Source organism: Intrasporangium sp. (genome assembly GCF_035688975.1).
In the GTDB taxonomy this organism is placed as follows: domain Bacteria; phylum Actinomycetota; class Actinomycetes; order Actinomycetales; family Dermatophilaceae; genus CALMNV01.
In genome coordinates, this window is the sequence record NZ_DASSMH010000129.1 from 16,002 (window position 1) to 31,875 (window position 15,874).

Genomic DNA, 15,874 nt, shown 5'->3' on the forward strand with positions numbered 1-15,874 from the left:
TTGGGAGACGGTGCGCCGCTCTGGCACACTTGGCCCTTGGACCGGTTCACGGCGAGCAGATTCCCGACCCGGCCGCCCACCTCAAGGAGAGCCCATGAAGAAGGACCTGCACCCCGACTACGTGGAGACCACGGTGGCCTGCACCTGTGGCAACACGTTCACCACGCGCAGCACCGCGAAGTCCGGCGCCATCTCCGCCGACGTCTGCTCGCAGTGCCACCCGTTCTACACGGGCAAGCAGAAGATCCTCGACACCGGCGGCCGGGTCGCCCGCTTCGAGGCCCGCTACGGCAAGAAGGCCGCCAAGTAGCTCTCCGCACGCCGGTCCCAGCGACACGAGTCGCCGGGGCCGGCGTTCGCCTTCCCACCCCGTCGTCGCTCGATCCGACAAGCGCTCCAACCCGACAAGGAGGTGAGCCGCAGCCGTGCTGACATCCGTGCGGTCCATCCTCGAGGAGTACGCGGCCCTCGAGCGACGACTCTCCGATCCGGCCGTCCACTCCGACCAGGAGGTCGTGCGCGGCCTCAACAAGAGGTATGCCGCGCTCGCGCCGACGGTCGCCGCCGCCCGTGCCTGGGAGGCGGCCCGGGACGACCTCGCAGCGGCCCGCGAGCTCGCGGCCGAGGACGCGGAGATCGCCGACGAGGTGCCCGCGCTCGAGGCCACGGCGCAGGCCGCCGAAGCAGCCCTACGGCGCCTGCTCATCCCCCGCGACCCCGACGACGACCGGGCCGTGATCCTCGAGGTCAAGGCCGGGGAGGGTGGCGACGAGTCCGCCCTCTTCGCCGGGGACCTGCTGCGGATGTACCTGCGGTACGCCGAGCGCCGCGGCTGGCAGGCCGTCGTCGAGGACACGACCGAGTCCGACCTGGGCGGCTACAAGGACGTGCGGGTCTCGATCCGCGCCAAGGGGGCGCCCGGGCCGGGGGAGGGCCCGTGGGCGCGCCTCAAGTACGAGGGGGGCGTGCACCGGGTGCAGCGGGTGCCCGTGACCGAATCCCAGGGCCGCATCCACACCTCCGCGGCGGGCGTGCTCGTCATGCCCGAGGTGGAGGACCCCGCCGAGGTGGACCTGCAGCCGAGCGACCTGCGGATCGACGTCTACCGCTCGTCGGGGCCGGGTGGCCAGAGCGTCAACACGACCGACTCCGCCGTGCGCATCACCCACCTCCCGACCGGCCTGGTCGTCTCGTGCCAGAACGAGAAGTCACAGCTGCAGAACAAGGAGGCGGCGCTGCGGGTCCTGCGGGCGCGGCTGCACCAGCTCGCCCAGGACGAGGCCGTCGCCGAGGCGTCGGCGGCCCGCCGGTCCCAGGTCCGCACCGTCGACCGGTCCGAGCGGATCCGCACCTACAACTTCCCGGAGAACCGGATCTCCGACCACCGCACCGGCTACAAGGCCTACAACCTCGACGCGGTCCTCGACGGCGACCTCGACCCGGTCGTGCAGTCGGCGCTCGACGCCGACGAGGCGGCGAAGCTCGCCGAGCTTGCCGGCGCGTCGACGTGACCGACCTGCGCCGGGCCGTGCGGGAGGCGACGGCCGTGCTCGTGGGCGCGGGGATCGAGTCGGCCTCCGCCGACGCGGTGGCCCTTGCCGCCCACGTGCTGCGCGTCGAGCCCGCGGAGGTGCGCCGACTCCTCGTCCTCGGAGGCCGGGCGGTGCCGGAGTCGTATGCCGCCCTCGTCCACGACAGGGCCCGGCGGGTGCCGCTGCAGCACCTCACCGGGCAGGCCCACTTCCGCCGGCTCACCCTTTCCGTCGGGCCGGGCGTGTTCGTGCCGCGACCCGAGACGGAGGTCCTCGTCGGCCTGGCGCTCGAGGAGGTCGACCGCCTGGAGCGCGGTGACCGTCCTCGGGGGGCCGGCGGCGGGTGCGGCGCCCGGGACGGCATACGGCTCGTGGACCTGTGCAGCGGCTCGGGTGCGATCCCGCTCGCCGTCAAGGAGGAGCGGCCGGCGGTGCGGGTGCGTGGGATCGAGCTGTCGCCCGAGGCGCTCGCCTGGGGCACGCGCAACCGCGACGTGCTGGGGCTCGACGTCGAGCTCGTCCAGGGGGACGCGACCCGGCCGTGCTTCCACGACTGGCGGGGGACCGTGGACGTCGTGACGGTCAACCCGCCGTACATTCCCGTGGGGGCCGTCCCCCTCGATCCCGAGGTGCGCGACCACGACCCCGAGCTGGCCCTCTACGGCGGCAGCGAGGACGGGCTCGCCATCCCGCTCGCGGTCGCCACGGTCGCGGCGGAGCTGCTGCGCCCCGGTGGTCTCGTGCTGATGGAGCACGCCGAGGCGCAGGGTGACTCGCTGCCGCGGGCCCTCGCCGCGGCAGGCCCCTGGACCGACGTGGCCGACCACGCGGACCTCGCCGGCCGTCCGCGGGTGGCGGCTGCTCGACGGCGCTGACGCCCCGGCTGCCGCGTGCGTTGCGGGACGCACGACTACCCTCGGGGCCATGAGCGAGGTTCATGACTGCTCCGACCCGGCCACCCGCGCGGCGGCCGTCGAGGCCGCCGCCGCAGCCGTGCGCGCCGGCGAGCTCGTCGTGCTGCCCACCGACACCGTCTACGGCATCGGCTGCGACGCCTTCGACGCCGACGCGGTGGCGTCGGTGCTCGTGACGAAGGGCCGCGGTCGCGACATGCCGCCACCCGTGCTCATCCCGACGGCCCGGACCGCCCACGGTCTCGCGACGCACATTCCCGACTACGCCACGACGCTGATGGAACGCTTCTGGCCGGGCCCGCTCACCCTCGTCCTCGAGGCGCAGACGTCGCTGCACTGGGACCTCGGGGAGACCAACGGCACCGTCGCGCTGCGCGTCCCTGCCGACGACGTCGCCCTCGAGCTGCTCGGCGAGATCGGGCCGATGGCGGTGACGAGCGCGAACACCACCGGTGAGCCGGCGGCGCGCACCGTGGCAGAGGCCGAGGCCATGCTCGGCGAGGCCGTGGCCGTCTACCTCGACGCCGGCGAGATGCGATCCCATGAGCCCTCGACCATCGTCGACTGCACCGGACCGGCCCCGGTGACTCTGCGGCAGGGCGCCCTGCCGCAGGCCGACATCGACGCCGCCCTGGCACCCGAGCCTCCCGTCTCGCCACCGGAGAGCCCCGAGTCGGGACAGCAGCCGGCGCTCTAGAGTTGGTCGCACAGCCGCTTCGCCCCGCCGACGACCCGGGAGTTCCCCATGTCAGCTGACCAGACGTTCTACGGCTCCGACTTCGGCGCCCTGCAGACCTTCGACCCCGACATCGCGGGCGTCCTGCTGTCGGAGCTGGACCGCATCCGTGGCGGCCTGCAGCTCATCGCGAGCGAGAACATCTCCTCCCCGGCCGTCCTCACCGCGCTCGGCTCCACGTTGTCGAACAAGTACGCCGAGGGGTATCCGGGCCGGCGCTACTACGGCGGGTGCGCCGAGGTCGACAAGGCCGAGACGATCGCCATCGAGCGGGCCAAGGAGCTCTTCGGCGCCGAGCACGCCAACGTGCAGCCCCACTCGGGGGCCAGTGCCAACCAGGCCGTCTACGGCGCCTTCCTCAAGCCCGGCGACACCTTCCTCGCCATGTCGCTGCCGATGGGCGGGCACCTCACGCACGGCAGCAAGGTCTCCTTCTCCGGCAAGTGGTTCAACGCCGTCGGCTACGGCGTCGACAGGCAGACCGAGGACATCGACTACGCGCAGGTCGCCGAGCTCGCCCGCGAGCACCGGCCCAAGCTCATCTGCGCCGGGGGGTCGGCGATCCCGCGGCTCATCGACTTCGAGTTCTTCCGCAACCTCGCCGACGAAGTGGGGGCGGTCTTCTGGGTGGACGCGGCGCACTTCATCGGCCTCGTGGCGGGCAAGGCGATCCCCTCGCCGGTCCCGTATGCCGACGTCGTGACCTTCACGACGCACAAGGTGCTCCGCGGTCCGCGCTCCGGCGCCCTCGTGTGCACGGCCGAGCATGCCGCGGCCCTCGACAAGGCGGTCTTCCCGATGATGCAGGGCGGCCCGCAGATGCACACCATCGCGGCCAAGGCCGTCAACTTCAAGGAGGCCGCGACCCCGGAGTACGCGCGGTATGCCGCGGACGTCATCGCCAACTCCAAGCAGCTGGCCGCCAGCCTCCTCGAGCTCGGCCTCCGTCCGACGACGGGCGGCACGGACACGCACCTGTCGCTGCTCGACCTGCAGGGCGTCGGCGTCACCGGCAAGGACGCCGAGGCTCGCGCCGACGCCGCCGGCATCGTCCTCAACAAGAACGCCATCCCCTTCGACCCGCAGAAGCCCAACATCGCCTCGGGCATCCGCGTCGGCACGCCGTCCGTGACGACGCAGGGCATGGGCATCGAGGAGATGAAGCACATCGCCGCGCTCATCCACCGGGCGGTCACCGAGGGCGACGCCGACCCCGACCACCCCGTGAGCAAGGAGGTCCGCGCGGAGGTCACCGACCTGGTGACGCGCTTCCCGGCATACCCTCGCGGGTGACGCGCACGCCGGGAGGGGCCCCGGGCACGGTGCCCCTCCCGGGTCCGCGTGACAAGGTGGACCCGTGCACGAGTACGTCCTGATCCTCATCGTCGCCGCTGGGGTCACCTACCTCGTGACGCCGTTCGTGCGCAGCCTCGCCGTCGCGACCGGCGCGTTCACCGCCGTCCGGGAGCGCGACGTGCACACGACGCCCATCCCGCGGCTCGGGGGAGTGGGCATCTACCTCGGCTTCGTGGCCGCCGCGCTCGTGGCGCGGTCACTGCCCTACCTCGGCACCCTCTTCTCCGACCGGCAGATCCTCGGGGTCCTCGCGGCCGGCGGCATCGTGTGCCTCCTCGGCGCGTTCGACGACATCCGCGAGCTGGACTGGCTCACCAAGCTCGCGGGCCAGATCCTCGCCGCGGGCCTCATGTCCTACACGGGCGTCCAGCTGCTGTCCCTGCCGGTCTTCGGTGTGACCGTCCTGCCGACGCCGGTCCTCGTGGCCGTCACGGTCGTGATCGTCATCGTGTCCACCAACGCGGTCAACTTCATCGACGGTCTCGACGGCCTGGCCGCCGGCGTCGTCGGCATCGCCGCGCTCGCCTTCTTCACCTACTCCTACATCGTGTCCCGCTCGTTCGTGCCCGCCAACGTCTTCTCGACCGCGACCTTCATCTCGGCCGCGCTGCTCGGCTGCTGCGCCGGCTTCCTGCCGCACAACTTCCATCCCGCCCGTCTCTTCATGGGCGACTCCGGCGCCCTCACCCTCGGCCTGCTCCTGTCCGCGGCGACGATCACCCTGACCGGGCACGTGGACTCGAGCCAGGTCTCGGCCAACCAGGCGACGGCCGCCTTCCTGCCGATCCTCGTGCCGCTCGCCGTGGTGCTGCTGCCGCTCCTCGACATGGTGCTCGCCGTGGTCCGGCGCACCCGGGCCGGGCAGCGCCCGTGGCACCCGGACGCCCAGCACCTGCACCACCGGATGCTCGCCATCGGGCACGGCCACCGGCGGGCGGTGCTCATCCTCTACCTGTGGGCTGCCATCGTGGCGATGGGCTCGGTCTCCTTCGTCATCTGGGACGGCTGGACGCCGCTCGTGGCGGTCCTCGGCGCCGCGGCGGTCGGCGCCGTCCTCACGGTCGGCCTGCCCAGGTGGAGCCCGGCCAAGCGCTTGTGATACCTTTCACAAGGTCCCGAGGACACGCTGTGAAAACGCGGCGAAACCACTGGTAGACCCCCGATCCCCGTAGCAGACCGGAGCGACGTGACCAGGAGCAAGGCCGCAGACCGCGGGCGTCCGCACGTCGCCTTCTCGGTGATCCTGCGCGGCGCCCTGCCGCCCGCAGCCGTGGCCGGGGTGCTCAGCGCCGTCGTCCTCGCCGTGACGGGCGGGGTCGGGGCCGGGCTGGCCGGGCTGGCCGGGGTCGCGATCGCCCTGGCCTTCTTCACGTCCGGGCTCGTGGCCGTGAGCCGCATCGTCGTCGACACCGGCAACCCCATGCTCTTCATGGCCGTCGGCATGACCGTCTACCTCGCCCAGATCATCGCCCTGTTCCTCGTGCTGCTCGTCGCCCGCGGCATCGACGGGTTCGACAGCCGCTCGGCCGGCATCGCCATGCTCGTCACGGTGCTGGTCTGGCAGGCGGCCCAGATACGGGCCTGGCGACACGCGCGGGTCCCCGTCTACGACGGCACCCCGGGCGGCCCCGAGGCGGCGCCATGAGCCCCCGCCGATGCCCGGGACGTGGGCGCGCAAGGGCATCGCGAAGTCCGGTAGCGTACGTCCAGACTTGCGCCGCGTGGCCCGGCCCGGTCCGCCCGGCCTCGGCCGAGAGCTCCGGCCCGACCGACACCAGCCGCAGGTCCACCGATAGCGCATTCGAGGAGAGGCTGTGAGCCGCAACGTGTTGTCCGCGCACTTCCACCCCGCCGTGGCATCGGCTGCCGGTGTGCCGGCCGCCGAGGACGGGGGGTTCCAGGCTCCCGGCACGTCGGACTTCTACTGGCCACTCATCGGCGGCGACAACAACTGGGCCATCACGCGCCCGTCGGTCGTCCTGCTCCTGTCGGTCGCCCTGCTCGGCTGGTTCTTCGTGACCGCAGCCGGCCGCCTGTCCCTCGTCCCGACCAAGCGCCAGTTCCTCGTCGAGGGCGCCTACGGCTTCGTGCGCAACTCCATCGGACGCGACGTCATCGGCGAGCGCGAGTTCCGGCCCTTCCTGCCGCTGCTCTTCACCGTCTTCACGATGATCCTGCTCAACAACGTCTTCGGCATCGTGCCCTTCGTGCAGTTCCCGACGATGAGCCGCGTGGCGTTCCCGATCGTGCTGACGCTGGTCGTCTACGTCACCTACCACGTCGTGGCCATCCGCAAGAAGCACGGCGTCGTGAGCTACTTCAAGTCCCTCGTCCCTGCGGGGCTGCCCGGGTGGCTCGTGCCGATCATGTTCGTGCTCGAGGTCGCCACCTACTTCTTCATCCGGCCGCTCACCCTCGCGCTGCGACTCTTCGGCAACATGCTCGCCGGACACCTCATGCTCCTGGTCTTCATCCTCGGCGGCGAGTACCTCCTCCTGCACGGGGGCAACGTGCTCCTCGCCTTCTCCGGTGTCATGTCGTTCGCGTTCTCGATCCTCATGACGTTCTTCGAGCTGCTCGTCGAGTTCCTCCAGGCGTTCATCTTCACCATCCTCACCGCCCTCTACCTCGCGGACGCGGTCTCCGAGTCCCACTGACCCTCGGTGCGGGCCAGCCCGCACTCGACCCCGTACGACCTGAACCCCTGTACGACCTGAACCCCTGTACGACCTGAAGCGCACCACCCATCACGACATCGGGAGCTCCTTCCCGATGCCACCCCGAAAGGAAACGTAATGACCGGCAACATCGCCTTCCTCGGTTATGGTCTCGCCGCCATCGGCCCCGGTATCGGTATCGGCCTGATCTTCGCCGCGTACATCAACGGCGTCGCGCGGCAGCCCGAGGCCCGAGGCATGCTGCAGACCATCGCCTTCACCGGCATGGCCCTGACCGAGGCCCTTGCCATCCTCGGTCTCGTCTTCGCGTTCGTCTTCCGGGCCAGCTGAGCACCACTCGGCCGTCACCGATGCACCGCACACCCCAGCACCGGCTCAACAGATAGGAAAGCGACGTGGCTCTCGCATCCGTAGTCGCCGCCGAAGGCCCCGGTTGGCCCGAGGCGCTGCCGCTCCTGCCGCACCCGGCGGAGCTCATCGCCGGCATCGTGGCGTTCGGCATCCTCTACTGGCTGTACAGGACCAAGGTGGTGCCGCGCCTCGAGGAGCTCTACGCCGCCCGAGCCGCCGCCATCGAGGGCGGGATCCACAAGGCCGAGGAGGCGCAGGCACAGGCCCAGGCCGCCCTGGAGCAGTACCAGGCCCAGCTGAGCGAGGCGCGCGCCGAGGCGTCCAGGATCCGCGAGGACGCCAAGGCCCAGGGCGCCACCATCATGGCCGAGCTGCGCAGCCAGGCAGCGGCCGAGGCGACGCGCATCACCGAGACGGCGCACAAGCAGATCGAGGCGGAGCGGCAGCAGGCGCTCGTCTCCCTGCGTGCTGAGGTGGGCCGCATCTCGGTCGACCTCGCGAGTCGCATCGTCGGGGAGTCGCTCCACGAGGAGACCCGTCAGAAGGGCATCGTCGACCGCTTCCTCGCCGAGCTCGAGAGCGGCGACGTCGTGCGCGAGAAGGTCGGCGCGCCGCGAGGCGAGGACGCCTGATGCAGGGACCCTCTCGCGCAGCCGCGGCCGCCAGCCGCGAGGCGTTCACCGGCGTCCTCGCCGCGGGGGCCGACGGCGCGCGCCTCGCCGAGGAGCTCTTCGCCGTGGTGGGCCTGCTCGACGCCAACCGGTTGCTGCGCAAGGCGCTCGCCGACCCCTCCCGCGAGGGCGCGGAGAAGGCGGCGCTCGCCCGGCGCGTCCTCGAGGGCAAGGTGAGCGCGGTGACGGTGAGCGTCGTGGAGCAGGCCGCCGCGCAGCGGTGGTCCTCCGACCGCGACCTGACCGACGCCCTCGAGTCGTATGCCGTCGAGGCGGTCGTCGCCGCGGCCGAGACCGCCGGCCGTGCTGACCGCATCGAGGACGAGCTGTTCCGCTTCGAGCGGATCGTCGCCTCCAGCCCGCAGCTTCGGACGGCCTTGACGGACGAGAGCGTCCCCGTCGACAAGCGGCTCGGGCTCGTCGACGACCTGCTGGCCGCCAAGGTGGCGCCGGAGACGATGGTGCTCGCCCGCCGGGCGGTGCTGGCCCCGCGTGACCGGCGCTTCGAGCGCACGGTCGAGGTCTTCCTCGACACGGCCTCCCGTCGCCGGGAGCAGCAGACCGCCACCGTCACCTCGGCCGTCCCGCTCACGGACGGCGAGCGCGAGCGGCTTGCGTCCGCCCTCGCCGGCATCTACGGCGGCAAGGTCCACGTCAACACCGTCGTCGACCCCCGGGTCATCGGCGGGGTCAAGGTGGAGATCGGCGACGAGGTCATCGACGGGACGGTCCTGCGCAAGCTCGACGGTGTCCGCCGGTCCCTGGGCGCCTGAACCGCCTTCAACAGCAAGTGCACCGAGAGTTCCAGCGAGAGTTCCACCGAGAGTTCCACACTGACGGTCCGCGGGTGCGGGCCGAGACCGAGGAGAAGATCTGACATGACGGAGCTCACGATCCGTCCGGAGGAGATCCGGGAAGCCCTGGACTCCTTCGTCCAGTCGTACCAGCCCGGTGCGGCCGCCCGCGAGGAGGTGGGCCGCGTCAGCGACGCCGGTGACGGCATCGCCCACGTCGAGGGTCTGCCCTCGGCGATGACCAACGAGCTGCTGCAGTTCGAGGACGGCACCCTCGGCCTCGCGCTCAACCTCGACGTCCACGAGATCGGCGTCGTCGTCCTCGGTGACTTCTCGAACATCGACGAGGGCCAGAGCGTCAAGCGCACCGGCGAGGTGCTCTCGGTGCCGGTCGGCGACGCCTTCCTGGGCCGGGTCATCGACCCGCTCGGGACTCCCATCGACGGCCTGGGCGAGATCAAGGCCGAGGGCCGTCGTGCCCTCGAGCTGCAGGCTCCGTCGGTGGTCCAGCGCAAGTCGGTCCACGAGCCGATGCAGACGGGGATCAAGGCCGTCGACGCCATGACCCCGATCGGTCGCGGGCAGCGCCAGCTCATCATCGGCGACCGCCAGACGGGCAAGACCACGGTCGCGGTCGACACGATCATCAACCAGAAGCGCAACTGGGACTCCGGGGACCCCAACCAGCAGGTGCGCTGCATCTACGTCGGCATCGGCCAGAAGGGCTCGACGATCGCGTCGGTGCGCGCCACCCTCGAGGAGTCCGGGGCCCTGGAGTACACCACGATCGTCGCCGCACCGGCGTCCGACGCCGCGGGCTTCAAGTACCTCGCGCCCTACACCGGCTCGGCCATCGGCCAGCACTGGATGTACCAGGGCAAGCACGTCCTCATCGTCTTCGACGACCTGTCGAAGCAGGCCGAGGCCTACCGCGCGGTCTCCCTCCTCCTGCGCCGCCCGCCGGGTCGCGAGGCCTACCCGGGCGACGTCTTCTACCTCCACTCCCGCCTGCTGGAGCGTTGCGCGAAGCTCTCCGACGACCTCGGGGCGGGCTCGATGACGGGCCTTCCGATCATCGAGACGCGCGCCGGCGACGTCTCGGCCTACATCCCGACCAACGTCATCTCCATCACGGACGGGCAGATCTACCTGCAGGCGGACCTGTTCAACGCCAACGTCCGCCCGGCCATCGACGTGGGTGTGTCGGTGTCCCGCGTCGGCGGCGCGGCCCAGATCAAGGCGATGAAGTCGGTCGCCGGTCGACTCAAGCTCGACCTCGCCCAGTTCCGCGCCATGGAGGCGTTCGCGATGTTCGCCTCCGACCTCGACCCGGCGTCCCGCGCCCAGCTCGCCCGTGGGGCGCGTCTGGTCGAGCTGCTCAAGCAGCCGCAGTCCAACCCCTATCCCGTCGAGGAGCAGGTCGTCGCCGTGTGGGCGGGCACCTCCGGCAAGCTCGACGATGTGGCGGTCGAGGACGTGCGCGCCTTCGAGACCGAGCTGCTCGAGACGCTCCGTCGTGAGGGGCGCATCCTCACGGCGATCCGCGAGACCCAGAAGCTCGACGACGACACGATCGCCGCGCTCGAGAAGGCCACCGACGAGGTGAAGTTCACCTTCCGCGGCTCGTCCAAGAGCGCCGTCCAGGCCGGACACGAGGAGTTCTCCGAGATCGGCGAGGACCAGATCAGCCAGGCGAAGATCGTCAAGCAACGGTGACCGCCGTCCGTATGCCGGGAGGCTCGCTTCCCGGCATACGGCGAGGTTGCCCACCACAGACAGAACACGCCACAGACCGAGCACGCCACAGACCGAGCACGCCACAGACAGAGCACGCCACAGACAGAGAGGCGGGGTACATGGGAGCGCAGATGCGGATCTACCGCCAGCGCATCAAGTCCGTCAACTCCATCAAGAAGATCACCAACGCGATGGAGCTCATCGCGGCCGCCCGCGTCGTGAAGGCCCGCCAGCGGGCCGCCGAGGCGGTGCCGTACACGACTGCGCTGACCCGCGCCGTGTCCGCCGTGGCGACGAACGCCAACGAGGACCACCCGCTCACCCGCCCCAAGGGGACCGCGACGCGTGCCGGCGTGGTCATCATCACCGCGGACCGAGGTCTCGCCGGCGCCTACTCGAGCGCCGCGCTCAAGGAGAGCGCGCAGCTCGTCGAGCGGCTCCGCGGCGAGGGCAAGGAGGTCGTCCCCTACCTCGTCGGACGCAAGGCCGTGAGCTACTACACCTTCCGCAAGCGCGAGTACGCCGCCGAGTGGACCGGCTTCACCGACGCCCCGACCTTCGAGAACGCCCAGGAGATCGCGGAGCGGATCACCGCGGACTTCCTCAAGGACACCGCCGAGGGCGGACACGACGAGATCCACGTCGTCTACACCAGGTTCCGCTCGATGGTCCGCCAGGAGCCGCACGTGCTGCGGCTGCTGCCGCTCGAGGTCGTCGACGCCGCAGAGGCCGGCGACGCCGACGACGACCTCGACCTCAGCGTGCGGCAGTACGAGGAGGGTGAGCTGCCCCCGGCATACTCCTTCGAGCCGAACGCCAACGAGGTCCTCGACGCGCTGCTGCCCAAGTACGTCCGCAACCGCGTCTACACGTGCCTGCTCAGCTCGGCCGCCTCGGAGCTCGCGGCGCGCCAGCGCGCGATGAAGTCGGCCACGGACAACGCGCAGGAGCTCATCAAGACCTTCGAGCGCCTCGCGAACCAGGCCCGCCAGGCGGGCATCACGCAGGAGATCAGCGAGATCGTGGGCGGCGCCGACGCCCTCGCCGACGCCAAGAAGTAACGCCCACAAGGACCAGGAAAGCAGAGCGACATGACTGCAACTGTCAGCGACACCGCGGCGACGGCCGGACGAGGGCCCAGCGCGGGCGGCGTCGGCCGCATCGCACGGATCATCGGCCCCGTGGTCGACGTGGAGTTCCCCGTCGAGGCCATGCCCGAGCAGTACAACCTGCTCACCACCCAGGTGCTCCTCGAGGGGCGGACCCGCAACATCAACCTCGAGGTGGCCCAGCACATCGGCGAGCACCTCGTGCGCGCCGTCTCCCTGCAGCCGACGGACGGCATCGTGCGCGGCGCCGAGGTGCAGGACACCGGTGGACCCATCACGGTGCCGGTCGGCAACGTGACGCTCGGCAAGGTGTTCAACACCACCGGTGACTGCCTCAACCTCGAGGAGGGCGAGACGCTCGAGGTGACGGAGCGCTGGGGCATCCACCGCAAGGCGCCGGACTTCGACCAGCTCGAGCCGAAGACGACGATGTTCGAGACGGGCATCAAGGTCATCGACCTGCTCACCCCCTACGTCCAAGGCGGCAAGATCGGCCTCTTCGGCGGTGCGGGCGTCGGCAAGACCGTCCTCATCCAGGAGATGATCGCCCGCGTGGCCCGCAACCACGGTGGTGTCTCCGTGTTCGCCGGTGTCGGCGAGCGCACCCGTGAGGGCAACGACCTCATCGTCGAGATGGAGGAGGCCGGGGTCCTCGGCCAGACCGCGCTCGTCTTCGGCCAGATGGACGAGCCGCCGGGCACCCGCCTGCGCGTCGCCCTCTCTGCCCTGACGATGGCCGAGTACTTCCGGGACGTGCAGAACCAGGACGTGCTGCTCTTCATCGACAACATCTTCCGGTTCACCCAGGCCGGCTCGGAGGTCTCCACCCTCCTTGGCCGTATGCCGTCCGCCGTGGGTTACCAGCCCACGCTGGCCGACGAGATGGGCGTCCTTCAGGAGCGCATCACCTCGACGCGCGGCCACTCGATCACCTCGATGCAGGCGATCTACGTGCCGGCTGACGACTACACCGACCCCGCCCCGGCCACGACGTTCGCTCACCTGGACGCGACGACCGAGCTCTCCCGTGACATCGCGTCCATGGGCATCTACCCGGCCGTGGACCCGCTGTCCTCGACGTCGCGCATCCTCGACCCGCGCTACATCACGCAGGACCACTACAGCACCGCCGTGCGGGTCAAGTCGATCCTCCAGCGCAACAAGGAGCTGCAGGACATCATCGCGATCCTCGGCGTCGACGAGCTCTCGGAGGAGGACAAGATCCTCGTCAACCGAGCGCGTCGCATCCAGCGGTTCCTGTCCCAGAACACCTACGTCGCGAAGCAGTTCACGGGCATCGAGGGCTCGACGGTGCCGCTCGCCGACACCATCGAGGCCTTCACGAAGATCGCCGACGGTGACTACGATCACGTCGCGGAGCAGGCGTTCTTCATGTGCGGTGGACTCGACGACGTCGAACGGCAGTGGGCAGAGATCCAGAAGAACCTCTGACATCGCCTCGGGTTCCGCTTCGGGTTCCCGCGCAGGAAGCATGACTGACACGACCGACGCCGGTGTCCCCCAGGGGCGCCGGCGTCGTGCCTTCCTCCCACAGACCCCAAAGGAGTACCGCATGACCGACACGCCAGCGGCACGTCAGCGACACCGGGTCGTCATCATCGGGTCCGGCTTCGGCGGGCTGTTCGGGGCGCAGCGCCTCGCCCACGCGGACGTCGACGTGACGCTCGTCGCGCGGACCACCCACCACCTCTTCCAGCCGCTGCTCTACCAGGTGGCGACGGGCATCCTGTCCGAGGGGGAGATCGCGCCTGCCACGCGCGAGGTGCTCGCCCACCAGCAGAACGCGGAGGTCCTGCTGGGCGAGGTGACGAAGATCGACCTCGAGGCCCGCACGGTCACCCATACCGCGGTCGGCCGGGACACGGTCACCGAGTACGACTCCCTCATCGTGGCGGCCGGGGCGGGGCAGTCGTACTTCGGTAACGACCGGTTCGCCCGCTACGCGCCCGGCATGAAGTCCATCGACGACGCGCTCGAGCTGCGGGGACGGATCTTCGGCTCCTTCGAGCTCGCGGAGCTGGCGTCCACACCGGCCGAGATCCAGCGCCTGATGACCTTCGTCGTCGTCGGCGCCGGCCCGACCGGCGTAGAGATGGCCGGACAGATCGCCGAGCTCGCGCACCGCACGCTCAAGCGGGACTTCCGACGCATCGACCCCGCCAACTCACGGATCATCCTGCTCGACGCCGCGCCCGCGGTGCTGCCCTCCTTCGGCGAGCGGCTGGGCAGCCGCGCCCAGGCCAAGCTGCGGGAGATGGGCGTCGAGGTGCGCCTCGGGGCGAAGGTCGTCGGCGTGGACTCGACCGGGATCGAGGTGGAGCACGGCGACGGCACACACGAGCGGATCGAGGCGGTCTGCAAGGTGTGGGCCGCAGGCGTGAGCGCCTCGCCTCTCGGCGTCCAGCTCGCCGAGCAGTCCGGCGCCGAACTCGACCGGGCCGGCCGCGTGCTCGTGCAGCCCGACCTCACCCTTCCGGGCCGCCCGGAGGTCTTCGTCATCGGTGACATGATGGCGCTCGACCGCCTGCCCGGGGTCGCGCAGGTCGCCATCCAGGGCGCCCGGTATGCCGCCGACCAGATCACCAGGCGGGTGGCCGCCGAGCCGCCGCTCGGACCCTTCCACTACAGGGACAAGGGCTCGATGGCCACGATCTCGCGGTTCTCGGCCGTCGTGTCGATCGGGAAGTTCCAGTCGAGCGGCTTCTTCGCCTGGGTCATGTGGCTCGCCGTGCACCTCGTCTACATCATCGGCTTCAAGCATCGGATCACGACGTTGCTGCACTGGGCCATCAGCTTCCTCGGCCGGGGTCGCGCCGAGCGCGTCATGACCCAGCAGCAGGTGTTCGCGCGCACCGCGATCGAGGACCTCGGCGAGAGCTTCGACCCGCAGCTGCCGCGGGTGCCGGGGGACCGGCCGGCGTCCTGACGGCGGCCCGTCCGCCGGGGTCTCGAGCACGGCATACGAGGCACTAAACTTCGAGCACACCGAAAGCAGATCCGGAGGAACACGTGAGCTCACTCAAGGTGGAGATGGTGGCCGCCGACCGCAAGGTCTGGGAAGGCGAGGCCAAGATCGTGCGGGCCCGCTCGGTCGAGGGCGACCTCGGGATCCTGCCCGGTCACACCCCGCTGCTCGGGGTGCTCGCCGAGGGTGAGGTGGCCATCGAGGGGCTCGACGGCGTGCGGCACACGGCCACGGTCGACGGCGGGTTCCTCTCCGTCGACTCGGACGTCGTGACCATCGTCGCCGAGCACGTCGACGCCTCCGCCCTGCAGCCGTCCAGCAACCGCTGAGGCGACGCGCGTGCCCCCCGCCCTCGTGTCCATCGAGATCGCGGTCGGCACCGTGCTCGTCCTCGTGCTGGTGCTCCTCGCCGGCACGTACGTTCGTCGCAGGCTCATCTCCGGCGGGCTGCCCCTGACGCTCTGCGGACTGCGCCACCGCGGCGGCGCGCACTGGCGGATGGGGCTTCTCAGGTTCGGCGACAACGCCCTCGAGTGGTACACGCTCGGGGGCTTTTCGCTTCGCCCGCGGCACCGGTGGCCGCGTCAGGCGCTCGTGCTCGAGGCGCCCGTCCCGCTCGGCGCCGGCGACACACCGGGGCTGCTGCCGGGGGCGTCGCGGGTCCCGGCGGCGGACCGGTCGCGCACCTTCGAGCTGGCCTTGCAGGGGTCGGCCTACACCGCGCTGCGGTCCTGGCAGGAGGCCGCGCCGCCGGGCTACAACGTCAACGTCGCCTGACGCACGCTCGCACCCCTACCTACCGGACCCTCCCCCCACGTCGAGTGGCCACTTTCGTGCGCCTTGGGGCCCGACCCCGCCGTCGAGTGGCCACTTTCGTGCGCCCGGGCGCCCCACCCGCCGCGTCGAGTGGCCACTTTCGTGCGTACCAGCTGCACCGAAGTGGCCACTCGACTTGGGCAGGAGGGCGGCGGGGCTGCACCGAAGTGACCACTCGACTTGGGGGGAGGGCG

General features: G+C 70.8%; 17 protein-coding genes. All 17 read left to right on the forward strand.

From position 1 onward, the window contains the following. The first annotated feature begins 94 nt into the window (after positions 1–94). The 17 genes from rpmE (at position 95) to VFJ94_RS13710 (ending at position 15,641) form a co-directional block, all read left to right on the forward strand. Entirely contained in the window at positions 95–310 is a 216-nt protein-coding gene (gene rpmE / locus VFJ94_RS13630; RefSeq protein WP_325004762.1) for a 50S ribosomal protein L31, read from the forward strand. A 115-nt stretch (positions 311–425) separates the two neighbouring features. Beyond that, positions 426–1,511 (forward strand): peptide chain release factor 1, encoded by a 1,086-nt coding sequence (gene prfA / locus VFJ94_RS13635; RefSeq protein WP_325004763.1) that lies wholly within the window; start codon positions 426–428, stop codon positions 1,509–1,511. Next, positions 1,508–2,407: a peptide chain release factor N(5)-glutamine methyltransferase gene (gene prmC, locus VFJ94_RS13640; protein ID WP_325004764.1), complete on the forward strand. Its 900-nt coding sequence runs from the start codon at positions 1,508–1,510 to the stop codon at positions 2,405–2,407. Before prfA ends, prmC begins: the two co-directional genes overlap by 4 nt. A gap of 49 nt (positions 2,408–2,456) precedes the next feature. Continuing rightward, entirely contained in the window at positions 2,457–3,143 is a 687-nt protein-coding gene (locus tag VFJ94_RS13645) for an L-threonylcarbamoyladenylate synthase (protein WP_325004765.1), read from the forward strand. A 48-nt stretch (positions 3,144–3,191) separates the two neighbouring features. After that, complete coding sequence (gene glyA, locus VFJ94_RS13650) at positions 3,192–4,475, forward strand: serine hydroxymethyltransferase (RefSeq protein ID WP_325004766.1); 1,284 nt, start codon at positions 3,192–3,194, stop codon at positions 4,473–4,475. Between the two features lie 64 nt (positions 4,476–4,539). Continuing rightward, complete coding sequence (locus tag VFJ94_RS13655) at positions 4,540–5,637, forward strand: MraY family glycosyltransferase (protein WP_325004767.1); 1,098 nt, start codon at positions 4,540–4,542, stop codon at positions 5,635–5,637. Positions 5,638–5,724: 87 nt separating this feature from the next. Then, positions 5,725–6,183: a hypothetical protein gene (locus tag VFJ94_RS13660; protein ID WP_325004768.1), complete on the forward strand. Its 459-nt coding sequence runs from the start codon at positions 5,725–5,727 to the stop codon at positions 6,181–6,183. A 169-nt stretch (positions 6,184–6,352) separates the two neighbouring features. After that, positions 6,353–7,195, forward strand: coding sequence for a F0F1 ATP synthase subunit A (gene atpB / locus VFJ94_RS13665; RefSeq protein WP_325004769.1), 843 nt, complete (start codon positions 6,353–6,355; stop codon positions 7,193–7,195). A gap of 138 nt (positions 7,196–7,333) precedes the next feature. Next, complete coding sequence (atpE, locus tag VFJ94_RS13670; protein WP_325004770.1) at positions 7,334–7,546, forward strand: ATP synthase F0 subunit C; 213 nt, start codon at positions 7,334–7,336, stop codon at positions 7,544–7,546. Between the two features lie 65 nt (positions 7,547–7,611). Continuing rightward, on the forward strand, positions 7,612–8,199 hold the full coding sequence (locus VFJ94_RS13675) for a F0F1 ATP synthase subunit B (RefSeq protein WP_325004771.1): 588 nt from the start codon (positions 7,612–7,614) through the stop codon (positions 8,197–8,199). Next, positions 8,199–9,011 carry a F0F1 ATP synthase subunit delta gene (locus VFJ94_RS13680; protein WP_325004772.1) on the forward strand — a complete coding sequence of 271 codons (813 nt, stop codon included), beginning with the start codon at positions 8,199–8,201 and terminating at the stop codon, positions 9,009–9,011. The genes VFJ94_RS13675 and VFJ94_RS13680 overlap by 1 nt, the downstream gene beginning before the upstream one ends. Positions 9,012–9,116: 105 nt before the next feature. Then, positions 9,117–10,748, forward strand: a complete 1,632-nt coding sequence (atpA, locus tag VFJ94_RS13685; RefSeq protein ID WP_325004773.1) for a F0F1 ATP synthase subunit alpha — start codon at positions 9,117–9,119, stop codon at positions 10,746–10,748. Positions 10,749–10,888: 140 nt separating this feature from the next. After that, positions 10,889–11,830 carry a F0F1 ATP synthase subunit gamma gene (locus tag VFJ94_RS13690; protein ID WP_325004774.1) on the forward strand — a complete coding sequence of 314 codons (942 nt, stop codon included), beginning with the start codon at positions 10,889–10,891 and terminating at the stop codon, positions 11,828–11,830. Between the two features lie 30 nt (positions 11,831–11,860). Next, positions 11,861–13,330, forward strand: coding sequence for a F0F1 ATP synthase subunit beta (atpD, locus tag VFJ94_RS13695; protein ID WP_325004775.1), 1,470 nt, complete (start codon positions 11,861–11,863; stop codon positions 13,328–13,330). A gap of 121 nt (positions 13,331–13,451) precedes the next feature. Further along, positions 13,452–14,825: an NAD(P)/FAD-dependent oxidoreductase gene (locus VFJ94_RS13700; protein WP_325004776.1), complete on the forward strand. Its 1,374-nt coding sequence runs from the start codon at positions 13,452–13,454 to the stop codon at positions 14,823–14,825. A gap of 83 nt (positions 14,826–14,908) precedes the next feature. Further along, a complete protein-coding gene (locus VFJ94_RS13705) occupies positions 14,909–15,193 on the forward strand; it encodes a F0F1 ATP synthase subunit epsilon (RefSeq protein WP_325004777.1) in 285 nt (94 codons plus the stop codon). A 10-nt stretch (positions 15,194–15,203) separates the two neighbouring features. After that, entirely contained in the window at positions 15,204–15,641 is a 438-nt protein-coding gene (locus tag VFJ94_RS13710; RefSeq protein ID WP_325004778.1) for a DUF2550 domain-containing protein, read from the forward strand. Positions 15,642–15,874: the final 233 nt, after the last annotated feature.